Source organism: Acinetobacter sp. BIGb0196 (genome assembly GCF_011759595.1).
GTDB lineage: Bacteria > Pseudomonadota > Gammaproteobacteria > Pseudomonadales > Moraxellaceae > Acinetobacter > Acinetobacter guillouiae.
Map to the genome: position 1 here is coordinate 174,217 of NZ_JAAOZA010000002.1, position 16,292 is coordinate 190,508.

Annotated in this window: 9 protein-coding genes, 2 tRNA genes and 3 rRNA genes; 6 read left to right on the top strand and 8 right to left on the bottom strand. The window is 41.3% G+C overall.

The window, feature by feature from the left end; all coding sequences use genetic code 11:
- Positions 1 to 254 precede the first annotated feature (254 nt).
- Genes tssH through FHR28_RS13585 form a run of 6 tightly spaced genes read left to right on the top strand, consistent with a single transcriptional unit; the run spans position 255 to position 7,824 of the window.
- Entirely contained in the window at positions 255 to 2,927 is a 2,673-nt protein-coding gene (gene tssH / locus FHR28_RS13560) for a type VI secretion system ATPase TssH (RefSeq protein ID WP_166782876.1), read from the top strand.
- A 19-nt stretch (positions 2,928 to 2,946) separates the two neighbouring features.
- A complete protein-coding gene (tssA, locus tag FHR28_RS13565; protein ID WP_166782877.1) occupies positions 2,947 to 4,050 on the top strand; it encodes a type VI secretion system protein TssA in 1,104 nt (367 codons plus the stop codon).
- 6 nt (positions 4,051 to 4,056) lie between these two features.
- Positions 4,057 to 5,421 carry a type VI secretion system baseplate subunit TssK gene (gene tssK, locus FHR28_RS13570; RefSeq protein WP_004823587.1) on the top strand — a complete coding sequence of 455 codons (1,365 nt, stop codon included), beginning with the start codon at positions 4,057 to 4,059 and terminating at the stop codon, positions 5,419 to 5,421.
- A gap of 14 nt (positions 5,422 to 5,435) precedes the next feature.
- The gene (icmH, locus tag FHR28_RS13575) at positions 5,436 to 6,236 is read left to right on the top strand and encodes a type IVB secretion system protein IcmH/DotU (RefSeq protein WP_004723567.1); all 801 of its coding nucleotides are present in this window, start codon (positions 5,436 to 5,438) and stop codon (positions 6,234 to 6,236) included.
- An 11-nt stretch (positions 6,237 to 6,247) separates the two neighbouring features.
- Positions 6,248 to 6,844 carry a hypothetical protein gene (locus FHR28_RS13580; protein ID WP_166782878.1) on the top strand — a complete coding sequence of 199 codons (597 nt, stop codon included), beginning with the start codon at positions 6,248 to 6,250 and terminating at the stop codon, positions 6,842 to 6,844.
- Positions 6,841 to 7,824 carry a M15 family metallopeptidase gene (locus FHR28_RS13585; RefSeq protein WP_004723569.1) on the top strand — a complete coding sequence of 328 codons (984 nt, stop codon included), beginning with the start codon at positions 6,841 to 6,843 and terminating at the stop codon, positions 7,822 to 7,824. Before FHR28_RS13580 ends, FHR28_RS13585 begins: the two co-directional genes overlap by 4 nt.
- A 266-nt stretch (positions 7,825 to 8,090) precedes the next feature.
- Here the strand turns inward: FHR28_RS13585 and FHR28_RS13590 are convergent, their stop codons facing one another.
- The 8 genes from FHR28_RS13590 to FHR28_RS13625 form a co-directional block, all read right to left on the bottom strand.
- Positions 8,091 to 8,402 (bottom strand): ankyrin repeat domain-containing protein, encoded by a 312-nt coding sequence (locus FHR28_RS13590; RefSeq protein ID WP_056518221.1) that lies wholly within the window; start codon positions 8,400 to 8,402, stop codon positions 8,091 to 8,093.
- A gap of 185 nt (positions 8,403 to 8,587) precedes the next feature.
- Positions 8,588 to 8,702 (bottom strand): 5S ribosomal RNA (rrf, locus tag FHR28_RS13595).
- Positions 8,703 to 8,869: 167 nt separating this feature from the next.
- Positions 8,870 to 11,760: ribosomal RNA gene (locus tag FHR28_RS13600) — 23S ribosomal RNA — on the bottom strand.
- 337 nt (positions 11,761 to 12,097) lie between these two features.
- Positions 12,098 to 12,173: transfer RNA gene (locus FHR28_RS13605), tRNA-Ala, on the bottom strand.
- Positions 12,174 to 12,217: 44 nt separating this feature from the next.
- Positions 12,218 to 12,294 (bottom strand) — tRNA-Ile (locus FHR28_RS13610).
- A 59-nt stretch (positions 12,295 to 12,353) separates the two neighbouring features.
- Positions 12,354 to 13,892, bottom strand: a 16S ribosomal RNA gene (locus FHR28_RS13615).
- Together the 16S, 23S and 5S rRNA genes with 2 tRNA genes alongside form the textbook arrangement of a ribosomal RNA operon.
- A 424-nt stretch (positions 13,893 to 14,316) precedes the next feature.
- Positions 14,317 to 14,883: a peptidylprolyl isomerase gene (locus FHR28_RS13620; protein ID WP_004718908.1), complete on the bottom strand. Its 567-nt coding sequence runs from the start codon at positions 14,881 to 14,883 to the stop codon at positions 14,317 to 14,319.
- Between the two features lie 301 nt (positions 14,884 to 15,184).
- Positions 15,185 to 16,252, bottom strand: coding sequence for an alpha/beta hydrolase (locus FHR28_RS13625; protein ID WP_004718910.1), 1,068 nt, complete (start codon positions 16,250 to 16,252; stop codon positions 15,185 to 15,187).
- Positions 16,253 to 16,292: the final 40 nt, after the last annotated feature.

A 16,292-nucleotide genomic window follows, 5' to 3' on the forward strand; every position in this document is an offset into this window, starting at 1 on the left:
AAACGTACCCTCGTCAAGTTAAATTTCGTATCAATATTTTAACCGTTTGATAAAAATGACTTTTTTAATTGGTTGCATAATATACATAATATCCTGTCTTCACAAAAGTTTTTTTTTATGTAAAATATTTCCAGTGATTTTTAAAAAATTATTAAATATTTGATTTCAATATACTAATTTTAATGCCAAATTTATAGGCTAGAAAATTTAGAATTTAATTGCCTAGAAATAAAGTTTTTTGAGAGAGACAGAAAATGACAGATCTAAAAGTTTTGATTAAAAAGTTATCAGCATCTTCACGTACATCTTTAGAACAATCCGCCAACTTATGTGTAAACCATCAAAATTTTGAAATCGAAATCGAACATTTTTTTGTCAAATTATTAGAACAACAATCCAATGATCTTGAACTTCTACTTAATAAATACAAAATTTCAAAAGATGCACTTTTAACGGATTTATTAGAGTGTATTTCTCAACTTCCTAAAGGCAATACCCGTACACCTATTTTTTCCAAATCAATTGTTAGACTTCTTGAACAAGCCTGGTTACTTGCTTCGGCTGAACCAGACCCAGTGATCCGGAGCGGTCATTTATTGATTGCACTTTTAACAGCATCTGATCTTTACCAAATTGCAATTCGAGCATCGAGTTTATTTGATCTGTTTCCAATTGATACGATGAAGCATAAATTCTTGGAAATTTGTGTAAACAGCGCCGAAAATATTCCAACAAACGCTCAAGAACAAGAAGCTGAACTTAAGAATCAGCCAACAGACAATTCTGCTTCAAGCAAAAAGACACCTGCATTAGATCAGTTCACCATTAATTTGACTGAAAAAGCCCAAAAAGGTGGGATTGATCCAGTCATTGGTCGTGAATATGAAATCCGTTTAATGCTTGATATCTTAATGCGTCGTCGTCAAAACAACCCTATTTTAACGGGTGAACCAGGTGTGGGTAAAACCGCAGTTGTAGAAGGTCTAGCATTAAAAATTTCACAGAACCAAGTGCCCGATGCGTTAAAAAATGTCCAATTACATTCTTTGGATATGGGTCTGTTACAAGCGGGTGCAAGTGTTAAAGGTGAGTTTGAAAACCGCTTAAAACAAGTGATTCAAGAAGTACAGCAATCTTCACATCCGATTATTCTGTTTATTGATGAAGCCCACACCATGATTGGTGCGGGCGGTCAAGCTGGGCAAAATGATGCCGCGAACTTATTAAAACCTGCACTTGCTCGCGGTGAATTACGCACAATTGCAGCAACAACTTGGGCTGAATACAAACAATATTTTGAAAAAGATGCTGCTTTAAGTCGTCGTTTCCAAGTGGTCAAAGTAGAAGAACCGACTGAAGAAGTCGCGATCGATATGCTACGCGCCATGATTCCAGTGATGGCCAATCACTTTAATTTACGCATTGATGATGAAGCGATTATCACCGCTGTTCATTCTTCACATCGTTATATTAGTGGCCGCCAACTCCCGGATAAAGCCATTAGTGTGCTTGACACCGCTGCGGCTCGTGTTGCGCTAACCCAAAATGCACAACCGGTCAAACTCGATCAACTCAAAGCACAACAACATAATTTAAATCTTGAATTCAATATTATTGAAAATGAACACCGTCATCAGCCAATTCATGAAGAACGTTTAGCTCAGTTAATATCATCATTGGAATTGCTTGATCAAGAAATTCAGCAAACAGAACAACAATGGCAAGCTGAATTGGCACTGATTCAAAAAATCCAAGCATTAGAAACTGCTGAACAGGCTGATTCGAACAAAGATGAGATTCTCAGTACACGTACGCAGCTATCTGAGCTACAAGGTCAGCAACCACTGGTCTTTGAACGTGTAAATGCCCAAATTATTAATGAAATTATTTCAGACTGGACGGGTATTCCTGTTGGCAAAATGGTCAATGATGAAATTAAGCAAATTCTCAGTCTGGAAGAAAAACTTGAAAAACGTGTGATGGGACAAGATTATGCCCTACATCAGTTGGTTCAAGGTATTAAAACATCAAAAGCACGTTTAGAAGACCCAAATAAACCACAGGGTGTTTTCATGCTTGTCGGTCCAAGTGGTGTGGGTAAAACAGAAACTGCCTTAGCACTTGCCAATGAACTTTATGGTGGTGAGTCACATTTAATCACCATCAATATGTCTGAATACCAAGAGGCGCATACGGTTTCTTCACTTAAAGGCGCGCCTCCAGGATATGTCGGGTATGGTCAAGGCGGTGTTTTGACTGAAGCCGTTCGACGTAATCCGTATAGCGTTGTGTTATTAGACGAGATTGAAAAAGCACACAGCGATGTCCAAGAACTGTTCTACCAAGTTTTTGACAAAGGTATGCTCGAAGATGGTGAAGGTCGTGTGATTGATTTTAAAAACACCACGATATTACTGACGTCAAACACGGGCTCAAATGCCATCATGCAGGCATGCTTAAATCAACCTGTCGAAGAATGGCCAAGTGCTGAAGAGCTGACTGAACAACTCAAACCAAGCTTATACAAACAATTTAAGCCAGCATTCTTAGGCCGTATGCGAATTGTCCCTTACTTCCCATTACATGATGATCTATTAGTCAGAATTATTGAGCATAAACTAGGAAAAATTACAGCACGACTCGAAAAGCAGTATGAAACCAAAGTGACATATAGCGATGATTTAATCGAATTAATTCTAAGTCGTTGTACTGAAGTTGATAGTGGCGCACGTAATGTTGATAACATTTTAAATGCCTCAGTGTTACCTGCTTTGGCCACTGAAATATTGGTGGCTTTGGCTGAACAAAAAATACCAAAAGTCATTCATATTGATACTAAAGATGATGAAATCATTTACCTCTTAGATCCACAAGCGAAGCCAGCAAAGAAAAAATCGAGCAAAAAGTCAAAAGTTGTGGAAGCTTAAATATATACGAGTATAGAAAATGGATATAAATTTAGACGTCTTATTAGAGCCTATTTCTGATGCTCATCCGTGTGGAGAAGATTTATCTTTTTCCAATGAGTTTCACGAAATCAAAAAAGCACGTACCCATGATGATCCTTTATTAGACCAAGGTGATTGGATTTCTGAGCCAAAGCAAGCCGACTGGTCATTTGTTGCAGAAAAATCAATCCAATTACTCACGCAAAAAACCAAAGATATTCGTTTATTAACCTGGCTTACAGAAGCTTGGACAAACCTCTATGGCTTTGAAGGCTTAATCAAAGGACTGGAACTGAGTCACCGTGTTTTAGAACAGTTCTGGTTAAAGATTCATCCTGAAATTGAAGATGACGACTTAGATCAACGCTTAGGCTTACTGCAAGGTTTTACCACCCAATTACCGAGCTTGGTAAAGAATGTTCCGCTCATCAACATTCAACCATTTTATTCACTTGCCCAATACGAAAAATTCTTACATTTACAGAATAATCGTCGTAAGCAAGCCGAAGATTCTGACAGTGTAGAAGCGTCCTTAGAATTAGATCAATTCAATCAAGCGCTATTCAATACCTCACGGACTTTTCAGTATCAAAATTATCAGCAATTTCAAGAAATTTTGCAGCATTGGAATATTATCAAACAAACATTAGATGCACTGATGGAGCTGGAAGCACCAAGCTTTGCAAGTATCGATTCACAGTTTGAAAATATTCAAATGAATCTGAAAAAAATCTATAAAGCAGACTCATTTGGAAACAACACCAATACAGCTGCAATTGAAGATACCCCAGCTCAAATGACAATGCCAGTAACAGAAACAACGCATTCAGCTCCAATTCCACAAGCGCAAACATTTCAACCTCAACCACAAAGCCATTTACAAAACCGTGAACAGGCAATGCGGGTTTTACAAGAGATTGCCGATTACTTTCAAACCAATGAGCCGCATAGTCCTGTGAGTTATATGCTGCAAAAAACAATTAAATGGAGCCAAATGCCTTTACATGAATGGTTAACTCAAGTCATTAAAAATGATAATCCCCTTGATTCTATTCAAGAATTATTGGGCGTAAACCAAAATAATGAATCTTCTGAATGGTAATCATCTATGTTTAAAGCAGAAAAAGTTCTTTGGGGTGAAGGTTTATTTTTAAGACCCCAACACTTCCAATTACAAGATACGTATCAAGAACAACGACTTAACCACACCATTCGTTCAACGATTCCTTATCCTTATGGAATTAAAAATCTTCGATTTGACGAAACACAGCTGGGCACACATGTGCTTGCTTTAGAGCAAATTGATATGATTTGGCAGGATGGTGAAATTTACCAAGCGCCGGCCAAAGATCTGTTACCACAACCGATTTTATTGGATGAACTGAACTTGCGTGGGGAAATGCTAATTTACTTAGCATTGCCTATTTTACAACCGAATAAGAAGAACATCTCTGATGAACAGGATAAACAACCTGCTCGCTACCATTCATATCTGAATGAAACTCACGATCTTTTTACAGACGCATCCCCTGCTGAAATTACATTTCTTCGACGCCGAACTGAATTTAAACTTTTTGATGTTCAAGCAGATCCAAATCAAGATTTAGATGGTTTTTTATATCTCGCCATCGGAAAAATTCGACGTCATAGTTCAGGGAATTTTGAGATTGATTCAAAATATATTCCACCAATTTTACATATTCAGTCAAATGAAACCTTATTGGCAAATTTGAAGCGAACATTGAACGTTGTTCGTGCCAAAATTAAAATGATTCAAACCAATAACCGTGAAAATGAACAAAAGCTCATTGAATTTAGATCAGGTGATATTGTTTCATTCTGGTTGGTCAATGCACTAAATACTGCTCATGCGACCTTGAATCATCTGTTACAAAATCCGCAGATTCACCCTGAAAAACTATTTTTTGAACTTCTGCGTTTAACGGGCTCATTGCTTACATTCTCTACCGCATATGAAGTTGAACATTTGCCACAATATCAACATCATAACTTGCAAGATAGCTTTAGTCAGCTTGATAAAATTTTACGCGAATTGCTCGATACGATTATTTCAAGTCGTTATATCAGTATTGCGCTAAAAGAAATTCGCCCATCTTATTGGGTCGGAAGCTTAGAAACAGATAAAATCACTAAAGAATCAAGACTTTATATCGCTGTTTCTAGTAGCATGATGCAAACCCATGAACTGATTCAAATTGTCCCACTGCGTTTCAAAGTCGGGAATACTGTCGATGTTGAACAACGTGTTGTTGCAGCACTTCCTGCAATCCCAATTCATCATTTAGTCCAAATTCCAACTGCTATCCCAGTACGTTCTGGTGTGAATTATTTTGAAATTGAACCACATCATGAAATGTATCAACGTATGCTTGATTCTGAGACCATCTGTATTTATGTCCCTGCAGGTTTCCAAGATATCAGTATTGAATTAATTGCAGTGATGAATGGTTAAGCGAGGAGTATGTCATGAGCCAGAATAATATTGCCCCCTCACTGTTTGATGATGGACAAATCGGTGGAGGTTCTTTACCTCAACAATCCAAAATCACACAAGCAACCAATTTAGTCGACCTTCTACATGACGGATTTTATATTGTTTTCTTATTGAAAAATCAGTATGTGCCAGAAAATGCAAACGGCTTTAAAGACAAAATTTTAGACTTGTTGAATCGTTTTGAACATCAAGCAAAAAAACTGCAGTTTTCTCCTGAAGATATTCATGATGCAAAATATGCATATTGTGCCTTAATTGATGAAACCATTGTTACTCAACAAGATCCATCATTCTTTAACCTGCAAAATCATTGGTTAATCAGTCCACTTCAATTAACTTTATTTGGTTCACAACTTGCAGGTTATCGATTCTTTGAATTTCTCGAACTGATTCGCGCTCGTGGTAAAGAAAGATTGGCTTCACTCGAAGTTTTTCATTATTGCTTATTGCTTGGTTTCCAAGGTAAGTATCGTATTGAATCGATTGAAAGTTTAAATCATCTTGTGGCACGAGTCGGTGATGAAATCGATTATTTGAAAGGCAAAAAGACTGCCTTTTCTCCTTTTGCGGCTTTACCAGATCAAATCAAAAATATTATTCATAAAGAATTACCCTTTGTTTGGATTTTAATTTTCCTGTTGTTATTTGCTGTACTGGCTTTCGCTGGCCTAAAATTCATGTTGAATAAGACGGAAAATGCTTCTATTGCGAAATTTAATAATGTGATTTCTGCACCTGCTGAACAAGCACATATCACTATTCAATTGCCTTGACAGGTTGAATTATGACACAAGAAAAACAAACATCTATTCGTATATTACAAAGTAAACCCGCTAAAAAAACATTGGGGAAATCATTTGTTTTTCTACTTGGTTTAATTGCTGGGATGGTTATTTCTGCTATTTTCTTTTTTGTTTTTATCAATATGAACCCAACAGAAAGTGCCAGTACCAATACAGATTCGGTTGCAACACAAGAACCTGAGCTACGTGACGTGCATGCTGAAGAAGCGGCAACCAATCATCATGATGAAAATGCTGGTGCATATAAGCAGCATATCAATGAAAAAGATTTCAATCAGATTTTTAAACATGAAAATAAGGTTGCTGCTCAGAAAAACCCAAATCCGAATGCCTCACCGTTTGAACAAATGCTAAAACCGGAGGCGAAACCAGCAGTGCCACCGCCAGCTGCAACCAGACCACAAGCTGCAATAACCGCAAAACCAATACCAAAAGCGAAAGTAGAAGCAAAGCCAGAAGCTGCTGCTAAACCTACTGAAAAAGAAGCCGCACCTAAAAAAGAGGAAGCGCAAGAAGCTTCCCCTGAAGGTACAGTGAAAATGACGATAGACCGTAAAGTCATAGAAAACAAACCATGATTTTGTTTGTTGTCATTTGCTTTATCTTTTTGGTGCTTGGTCTAACTTTTCTGATGTCTTATGAAATTAGACATAAAACCTTAGACTACCTTAAAGCACTTTTACCGCAAGGTAAGAGAAAGTTGGCTTCTGCAAAGCACTTTGCAGAACAAATGAATCAAGCAGCCTCAGCCAATCAGACCCAAACCCATTGGCATTTACAGCAATGGTGGATTTTGATTGCTGGTTTCTTTTTACTTTCCAGCATTCTTGTTTTTGCATTTACACGACCAATTGATCCGACAAAGGTTGAAGCAGAATATTTAAGAAAAACTGACCCACAAATTTATGCACTATTAAATGGTGAAGTTTTAACCCCTCCTCCTGCAGTGGATGAAAGCTTAATTGATGCTGCGATTGTTCAAGCACAAATATTAGAAAGAGACAACCCTGTTCCAAATCATCAATTCCCGAGTGTAAATCCATCAGCTATTGATAATGAAGGGGTTGGAGATCAACGTAGTAGCTTCGATACAGCAATGGTTGACCGTAAATGGGACAAAATGCATCCAAGTTATAAGCAGCGTTTACTGATGGTCTTTAAAATCATGAAAGAGCGCCATGGTTATGAAATGGTGCTTTTAGAAGGTTATCGTAGTCCAGAGCGTCAAACTCGTTTATCTGGCAATACAGCCACGACTTTAGCCAAAGCCTATCAAAGCTATCATCAGTTTGGTTTAGCTGCCGATGTTGCCTTTAAACGAGATGGTAAAGTTGTCATTTCTGAACGAGATCCTTGGGCATGGAAAGGCTATCAATTATATGGGGTTGTTGCTGAATCTGTAGGTTTAACGTGGGGTGGACGTTGGACACGAATCCACGACTATGGTCATACTGAGTTCCGTATGCCAGGACTGCGTAAAAACCGTGAATCTGCTGAACGGTTGATTGCTGAAGCACAAGGTAAAGGACTTATGGCAAATAATATTGATGTAAATTAATTGCCATGTTGTCTTTGTAGGAAAATGCTTACAGCAATCACAGCGATTGTCATCTATACGATCAAAGCCTAGTCTTATATTCTATAGTTATAGGGAACAGGAAGTTTCCCAGACATAAAACAACTATAAAGCGTCTGAGCATCAGGAACGTGAGATTCGACAGGAGTCAGATCTAACACACCAATACGAAGAAAACCCCATCAGGATGATGGGGTTTTCTTTTTATATCTATAGAATATCTGATTCACATCACATTGTTTGAGAATCTATAAACCATTTAAATACGCAATAATCTGTTGATTTTCAGCCATTTCTGCAAGCTCTAATGCGGTAAATTGGCTTTTATAGTCTTTGTTTGCGCCTTTAGAAATCAATAATTTAACGATATCTAAATGATCATTTTCCGCCGCAGCTTGTAGCGCACTATAGCCTTCATCATCAGTTTGATTAACGTCAATACCTTGTGATAACAGTTGTTCGACCTGTTCAAACTCTCCTAAAGATGCAGCATACACCAGTTCAGGAAGATGTAGTTCTTCATCATGATCAGGAAGTGGTGAGAAAGAGTTAAGTTTCATAAGAAATACCCAATTTTTGTTCAATTATTATTTAGCTAAAAATTTTAAAGGTCAACAGTTCATTATTCAATGAAGTCAGTGATCAATTAGCTTAATATAACGAGATCTGTTTCCTTTCGCTAATAAACACCACGCATAAAAAAACACCCCGCTCTCGTTAGAGACCGGGGTGTTTTAGATTTAAAAGCTGGCGATGACTTACTCTCACATGGGTAACCCCACACTACCATCAGCGCTAAGAGGTTTCACTTCTGAGTTCGGGAAGGGATCAGGTGGTTCACTCTTGCTATTGTCGCCAGCAAACTGTTATGGACTTGTTCGGGTCTTATTTAAATGCCTTACTTCGTACCAAATGAGTTTAACAGAACATTTGAGTTGGGTATTGTAACTAGCTTTACAACTAAATCAAGTATGTTTGATCTTTTATGAATCAAATGATGCTTCGTATACAACTGCTTGGGTGTTGTATAGTCAAGCCTCACGAGCAATTAGTATTGGTCAGCTTCATGCGTCACCGCACTTCCACATCCAACCTATCAACGTCGTAGTCTTCAACGGCTCTTTAGAGGACATAAAGTCCTAGGGAAATCTTATCTTGAGGTAGGCTTCCCGCTTAGATGCTTTCAGCGGTTATCCCTTCCGAACATAGCTACCCGGCGATGCGACTGGCGTCACAACCGGTACACCAGAGGTTCGTCCACTCTGGTCCTCTCGTACTAGGAGCAGATCCTCTCAAATTTCCAACGCCCACGGTAGATAGGGACCGAACTGTCTCACGACGTTCTAAACCCAGCTCGCGTACCTCTTTAAATGGCGAACAGCCATACCCTTGGGACCTGCTTCAGCCCCAGGATGAGATGAGCCGACATCGAGGTGCCAAACACCGCCGTCGATATGAACTCTTGGGCGGTATCAGCCTGTTATCCCCAGAGTACCTTTTATCCGTTGAGCGATGGCCCTTCCATACAGAACCACCGGATCACTAAGACCTACTTTCGTACCTGCTCGACTTGTGGGTCTCGCAGTTAAGCGCGCTTTTGCCTTTATACTCTACGCGTGATTTCCGACCACGCTGAGCGCACCTTCGTACTCCTCCGTTACTCTTTAGGAGGAGACCGCCCCAGTCAAACTACCCACCAGACATGGTCCTCGTCCCGGATAACGGGACAGAGTTAGAACCTCAATATTACCAGGGTGGTATTTCAAGGATGGCTCCATAGCAACTGGCGTCACTACTTCAAAGCCTCCCACCTATCCTACACAAGTAAGATCAAAGTTCAATGTCAAGCTGCAGTAAAGGTTCACGGGGTCTTTCCGTCTAGCCGCGGGTACACCGCATCTTCACGGCGATTTCGATTTCACTGAGCCTCTGCTGGAGACAGCGCCCCCATCATTATGCCATTCGTGCAGGTCGGAACTTACCCGACAAGGAATTTCGCTACCTTAGGACCGTTATAGTTACGGCCGCCGTTTACTGGGGCTTCGATCAAGAGCTTCGCTTACGCTAACCCCATCAATTAACCTTCCAGCACCGGGCAGGCATCACACCCTATACGTCCACTTTCGTGTTTGCAGAGTGCTATGTTTTTAATAAACAGTTGCAGGGGCCTGGTTTCTGTGGCTGCCAATAGCTCAAGGAGCAAGTCCTATCACCGTCAGCAGCGTACCTTCTCCCGAAGTTACGGTACCATTTTGCCTAGTTCCTTCAGCAGAGTTCTCTCAAGCGCTTTGGTCTACTCGACCTGACCACCTGTGTCGGTTTAGGGTACGATTCCTGTGTAACTGAAGCTTAGAGACTTTTCCTGGAAGCATAGTATCAGCCACTTCGCTAGTAAACTAGCTTGCTATCAGCTCTCAGCATAGAGCACCCCGGATTTGCCTAAGATGCATGCCTACTGCCTTTCACCTGGACAACCAACGCCAGGCTGACTTAACTTTCTCCGTCCTCTCATCGCATTACACAGAAGTATTGGAATATTAACCAATTTCCCATCGACTACGCCTCTCGGCCTCGCCTTAGGGGTCGACTCACCCAGCCCCGATTAACGTTGGACTGGAACCCTTGGTCTTTCAGCGAACGGGTTTTTCACCCGTTTTGTCGTTACTCACGTCAGCATTCGCACTTCTGATACCTCCAGCATACTTCTCAATACACCTTCATCGGCTTACAGAACGCTCCCCTACCACGTATACATAGTATACATCCGCAGCTTCGGCATATAGTTTTAGCCCCGTTACATCTTCCGCGCAGGCCGACTCGACTAGTGAGCTATTACGCTTTCTTTAAAGGGTGGCTGCTTCTAAGCCAACCTCCTAGCTGTCTATGCCTTCCCACATCGTTTCCCACTTAACTATAATTTGGGGGCCTTAGCTGGCGGTCTGGATTGTTTTCCTCTTGACTACGGACGTTAGCACCCGCAGTCTGTCTCCCGGATAGTACTCATAGGTATTCGGAGTTTGCATCGGTTTGGTAAGTCGGGATGACCCCCTAGCCGAAACAGTGCTCTACCCCCTATGGTATTCGTCCGAGGCGCTACCTAAATAGCTTTCGGGGAGAACCAGCTATCACCGAGTTTGATTAGCCTTTCACCCCTATCCACAAGTCATCCCCTGGCTTTTCAACGACAGTGGGTTCGGTCCTCCAGTTAGTGTTACCCAACCTTCAACCTGCTCATGGATAGATCACCCGGTTTCGGGTCTATACCCAGCAACTAAACGCCCTATTAAGACTCGATTTCTCTACGGCTCCCCTATACGGTTAACCTTGCTACTGAATATAAGTCGCTGACCCATTATACAAAAGGTACGCAGTCACCAAACAAGTTGGCTCCCACTGCTTGTATGCATGCGGTTTCAGGATCTATTTCACTCCCCTCACAGGGGTTCTTTTCGCCTTTCCCTCACGGTACTGGTTCACTATCGGTCAGTCAGGAGTATTTAGCCTTGGAGGATGGTCCCCCCATATTCAGACAAGGTTTCACGTGCCTCGCCCTACTCGTCATCATTATATGTGCCCTTTCGTGTACGGGACTATCACCCTCTACGGTAGCACTTCCCAGAGCTTTCCGCTAAAACACATATAACTTAATGGGCTGATCCCCGTTCGCTCGCCGCTACTGAGGGAATCTCAATTGATTTCTTTTCCTAAGGGTACTGAGATGTTTCACTTCCCCTCGTTCGCCTCGCATGACTATGTATTCATCATGCGATACCTACCTTATGGTAAGTGGGTTTCCCCATTCAGAAATCTCCGGATCACAGGATATTTGCCGCCTCCCCGAAGCTTATCGCAGGCTATTACGTCTTTCATCGCCTCTGACTGCCAAGGCATCCACCACATGCACTTAATTACTTGACTATACAACCCCAAACAGTCGTTAATCCCTACAAGGAGGATCAACAATGTGAACTTAATCACTTCTATTTGTTGCCTGTGAATTTAATCACTATACAGCTTCAATTTAATTCATATACCAAAACGCTTGATTCAGTTTTATCGCTAGTGCTCATTTCATTCAACATTAACAATTGCTTGCTAACATCAACTAAAACGAGTTTAAACAATTATTTCAACTCAAATATATTCTGTTAATGATTCACTACCGCCTCGTCAGCGAGTAGTTAACTGTGATAAATCACAGAACTTAATAAGCTATCTGCTTACTAAGTTCTGTAATCACTTAGTCTTTAATTAGTGGTGGAGACTAACGGAGTCGAACCGTTGACCTCCTGCGTGCAAAGCAGGCGCTCTACCAACTAAGCTAAGTCCCCAGCTTAAGATCTTAATATATCTGCTCTTCTGTGTTCAGTAGACTTGGTGGGTCTGACAAGACTTGAACTTGTGACCCCACGCTTATCAAGCGTGTGCTCTAACCAACTGAGCTACAGACCCTCAGATACATCAATGAAGAACAACTTGTTGTGGATTCTTACCAATCGTCAATCTTTCGTTAAGGAGGTGATCCAGCCGCAGGTTCCCCTACGGCTACCTTGTTACGACTTCACCCCAGTCATCGGCCACACCGTGGTAAGCGTCCTCCTTACGGTTAGACTACCTACTTCTGGTGCAACAAACTCCCATGGTGTGACGGGCGGTGTGTACAAGGCCCGGGAACGTATTCACCGCGGCATTCTGATCCGCGATTACTAGCGATTCCGACTTCATGGAGTCGAGTTGCAGACTCCAATCCGGACTACGATCGGCTTTTTGAGATTAGCATCCTATCGCTAGGTAGCAACCCTTTGTACCGACCATTGTAGCACGTGTGTAGCCCTGGTCGTAAGGGCCATGATGACTTGACGTCGTCCCCGCCTTCCTCCAGTTTGTCACTGGCAGTATCCTTAAAGTTCCCACCCGAAGTGCTGGCAAATAAGGAAAAGGGTTGCGCTCGTTGCGGGACTTAACCCAACATCTCACGACACGAGCTGACGACAGCCATGCAGCACCTGTATGTAAGTTCCCGAAGGCACCAATCCATCTCTGGAAAGTTCTTACTATGTCAAGACCAGGTAAGGTTCTTCGCGTTGCATCGAATTAAACCACATGCTCCACCGCTTGTGCGGGCCCCCGTCAATTCATTTGAGTTTTAGTCTTGCGACCGTACTCCCCAGGCGGTCTACTTATCGCGTTAGCTGCGCCACTAAAGCCTCAAAGGCCCCAACGGCTAGTAGACATCGTTTACGGCATGGACTACCAGGGTATCTAATCCTGTTTGCTCCCCATGCTTTCGTACCTCAGCGTCAGTATTAGGCCAGATGGCTGCCTTCGCCATCGGTATTCCTCCAGATCTCTACGCATTTCACCGCTACACCTGGAATTCTACCATCCTCTCCCATACTCTAGCTTCCCAGTATCGAATGCAATTCCCAAGTTAAGCTCGGGGATTTCACATCCGACTTAAAAAGCCGCCTACGCACGCTTTACGCCCAGTAAATCCGATTAACGCTCGCACCCTCTGTATTACCGCGGCTGCTGGCACAGAGTTAGCCGGTGCTTATTCTGCGAGTAACGTCCACTCATCTTGGGTATTAACCAAGAGAGCCTCCTCCTCGCTTAAAGTGCTTTACAACCATAAGGCCTTCTTCACACACGCGGCATGGCTGGATCAGGGTTCCCCCCATTGTCCAATATTCCCCACTGCTGCCTCCCGTAGGAGTCTGGGCCGTGTCTCAGTCCCAGTGTGGCGGATCATCCTCTCAGACCCGCTACAGATCGTCGCCTTGGTAGGCCTTTACCCCACCAACTAGCTAATCCGACTTAGGCTCATCTATTAACGCAAGGTCACAAGTGATCCCCTGCTTTCCCCCGTAGGGCGTATGCGGTATTAGCATCCCTTTCGAGATGTTGTCCCCCATTAATAGGCAGATTCCTAAGTATTACTCACCCGTCCGCCGCTAGGTCAGTTACCGAAGCAACCTCCCCCGCTCGACTTGCATGTGTTAAGCCTGCCGCCAGCGTTCAATCTGAGCCATGATCAAACTCTTCAGTTAAAAATCATTAGTGACTTAAGGTCACAATTCTGGCTCATCAATGTACTGACAAATTCTCTCAAATAAACTTCGAGTAATTTAAACCAATCAATCAATGATAATATTTCGATCAATCAATCAGTAAAAATCCACACAAGTTGTTCTTCATATTCTCTTAATGATTAATTTATCACTTCGTCAGTGATAAATAAGACGCAATAAACATTTAACAACTTAACCCTCTAAGCTAAGTTCGTTTGCTGTATCGCGTCGGGATGAGCTCATTATAGGGCAATTTCTTACACACGCAAGTGCTTTTAACTGATTGTTTTATTGAGTGTTGTATTTTTATGCACTGTTTTGGTTCATTTTTAGGCTTTTTGTCGCGTAAGCTTTTAATATTAAAGCAGAAATATGAACAAAATATTTCTGCTTTATTTTTTAACTATTTTTTCACATTTGTTTTTATTGTTTGAATACTGATGATTTTTACAGCTTGTTTAGGTACATCTTGGTGCATACCCACTGTTTGTGTTGGTGTCTGTACGATTTTATCGACGATATCCAGTCCTTGTGTCACCTTACCAAATACGGCGTACCCAGGGTTTCCAGCAGACTTATTTAAAAAGTCGTTATTTGCAACATTAATAAAGAATTGACTGGTTGCAGAGTTTGGCGCATTAGTCCGTGCCATAGCCAAAGTCCCACGAACGTTCTTTAAGCCATTGCTAGATTCATTCTGGATCGCTGGTTGAGTAGCCTTCTCTTTCATGTTGCTATCAAAGCCACCGCCTTGAATCATAAAACCAGGGATAACTCGATGGAAAATGGTGCCGTTGTAAAATTGACTATTTACATAGCTCTTAAAATTTTTTACTGATATCGGTGCTTGATCATCATAAAGCTCTATATTGATGTTGCCTAAATTGGTTTTAATTTGCATATCTGTATTGGCGAACGCTTGATTCACCAAAACCACTAAAGCAAGACCGATGCCTATTTTTTTGATCATTCTCTTTTCCTTAAACATTTTAAATTAATAAGCCTCTCATAGTAGTCTGCTTTTATTCTGTTGAAAAATGACATTTAAACACGTTTACCAATACTCAACAGTATTCACGACTATATCTATATAGCTGTCATAAGCCTTACTGGTTGTTGAATATGTTGATGATGCTTTATCAACAAAAGAGCTGTATGGATAAATCCGTGTGCTTAGCCCTTATAGAACAATTATTCTTATTTGATTATTTTTTAATCAATCACTTTTGTTCCACGTGAAACAAAAGTGACTTGTAAAAGATGATATTGTGTTATTGCTTATCCCAGAATTTACGGAACTCTTTACTCATCTCTATAACGTATTTTTTAGCTTTACGTGAAACAGGGGTTAAATTAATAAATCCGTGGGTTTGATCTTCATAATCCTGATAATGAACCTTTACGCCATTTTGACGTAACTTATAAGCATAAATTTTACCTTCATCGTGCAAAAGATCATGTCCAGCCGTTACTACAAATGCAGGGGCAAGTTTCTTTAGCTGGCCATTGGTCGGTGAAATGATTGGATCATCCAATGCCATATTAAAACGTGTCGCATAATAGTCGGTCACATAATCAATATCTGAGCCTGTCAACACCAAGCCATCTTTATAAGCAAAGAAAGATGGATGTCGACTCTTAAAATCAACGGCAGGATAAATCAAGAACTGGGCTTGAGGCGCAAACACTGTATTGACTGTGCGTTGTGCAACAACAGCGCTAATATTTCCGCCCGCACTATCTCCTGCAACCGCAATCCGGTTTTTGAGAATTTTAAATTGACGGCGATTTTGATACACCCAAGCCAAAGCATCTTCACAAGACTGAATTAGGTCACGTGGGCCAACTTCAGGTGCGAGTGGATATTCAATACTTAAAACCTGAACTTTTGCATGAGCAGCAATTAAGCGACACACTTCATCATGGGTGTCTACACTACCCACCACAAAACCACCACCATGATAAAATACAATCATTGGCAATTTTTTATTTGGTGCAGGATGGTAATGGCGTGCATAGACGCTGCCACTTTGTAGCGGAAGACGAATATCTTCAACAAATTGGATATGGGTCGGTTTGTTTATAATAGATTGCATTTGTGATTCAAATTGCTTTCTAGAGCGCTCTACATCTGCACCAATAAAACCCACTTTGCCCTGTTTAAGTTGAGCTGCCATCAAACATTTGGTGAAACTATCCAATTGAGGAAACTGGTACGGGTAACCCAATAACTTGGTTAATGACTCTTGAGCGAATGTAGGCAAACGATCTAAAGCCCTACCTGCCGAACCCTGCCCTTTTTCGACTAAATCATGAATACTACGTTGAAAAGCAACCATTACGATTCTTCCTTAAATGTTCAAATTCTTCATATTGTCT

What these genes read in the sequence shown, in the direction of transcription:
- tssK (WP_004823587.1), top strand. Translation starts at nt 4,057, where the DNA reads ATGTTTAAAGCAGAAAAAGTTCTTTGGGGTGAAGGTTTATTTTTAAGA.
- tssA (WP_166782877.1), top strand. Translation starts at nt 2,947, where the DNA reads ATGGATATAAATTTAGACGTCTTATTAGAGCCTATTTCTGATGCTCAT.
- FHR28_RS13625 (WP_004718910.1), bottom strand. Translation starts at nt 16,252, where the DNA reads ATGGTTGCTTTTCAACGTAGTATTCATGATTTAGTCGAAAAAGGGCAG.
- icmH (WP_004723567.1), top strand. Translation starts at nt 5,436, where the DNA reads ATGAGCCAGAATAATATTGCCCCCTCACTGTTTGATGATGGACAAATC.
- tssH (WP_166782876.1), top strand. Translation starts at nt 255, where the DNA reads ATGACAGATCTAAAAGTTTTGATTAAAAAGTTATCAGCATCTTCACGT.
- FHR28_RS13585 (WP_004723569.1), top strand. Translation starts at nt 6,841, where the DNA reads ATGATTTTGTTTGTTGTCATTTGCTTTATCTTTTTGGTGCTTGGTCTA.
- FHR28_RS13620 (WP_004718908.1), bottom strand. Translation starts at nt 14,883, where the DNA reads ATGATCAAAAAAATAGGCATCGGTCTTGCTTTAGTGGTTTTGGTGAAT.
- FHR28_RS13580 (WP_166782878.1), top strand. Translation starts at nt 6,248, where the DNA reads ATGACACAAGAAAAACAAACATCTATTCGTATATTACAAAGTAAACCC.
- FHR28_RS13590 (WP_056518221.1), bottom strand. Translation starts at nt 8,402, where the DNA reads ATGAAACTTAACTCTTTCTCACCACTTCCTGATCATGATGAAGAACTA.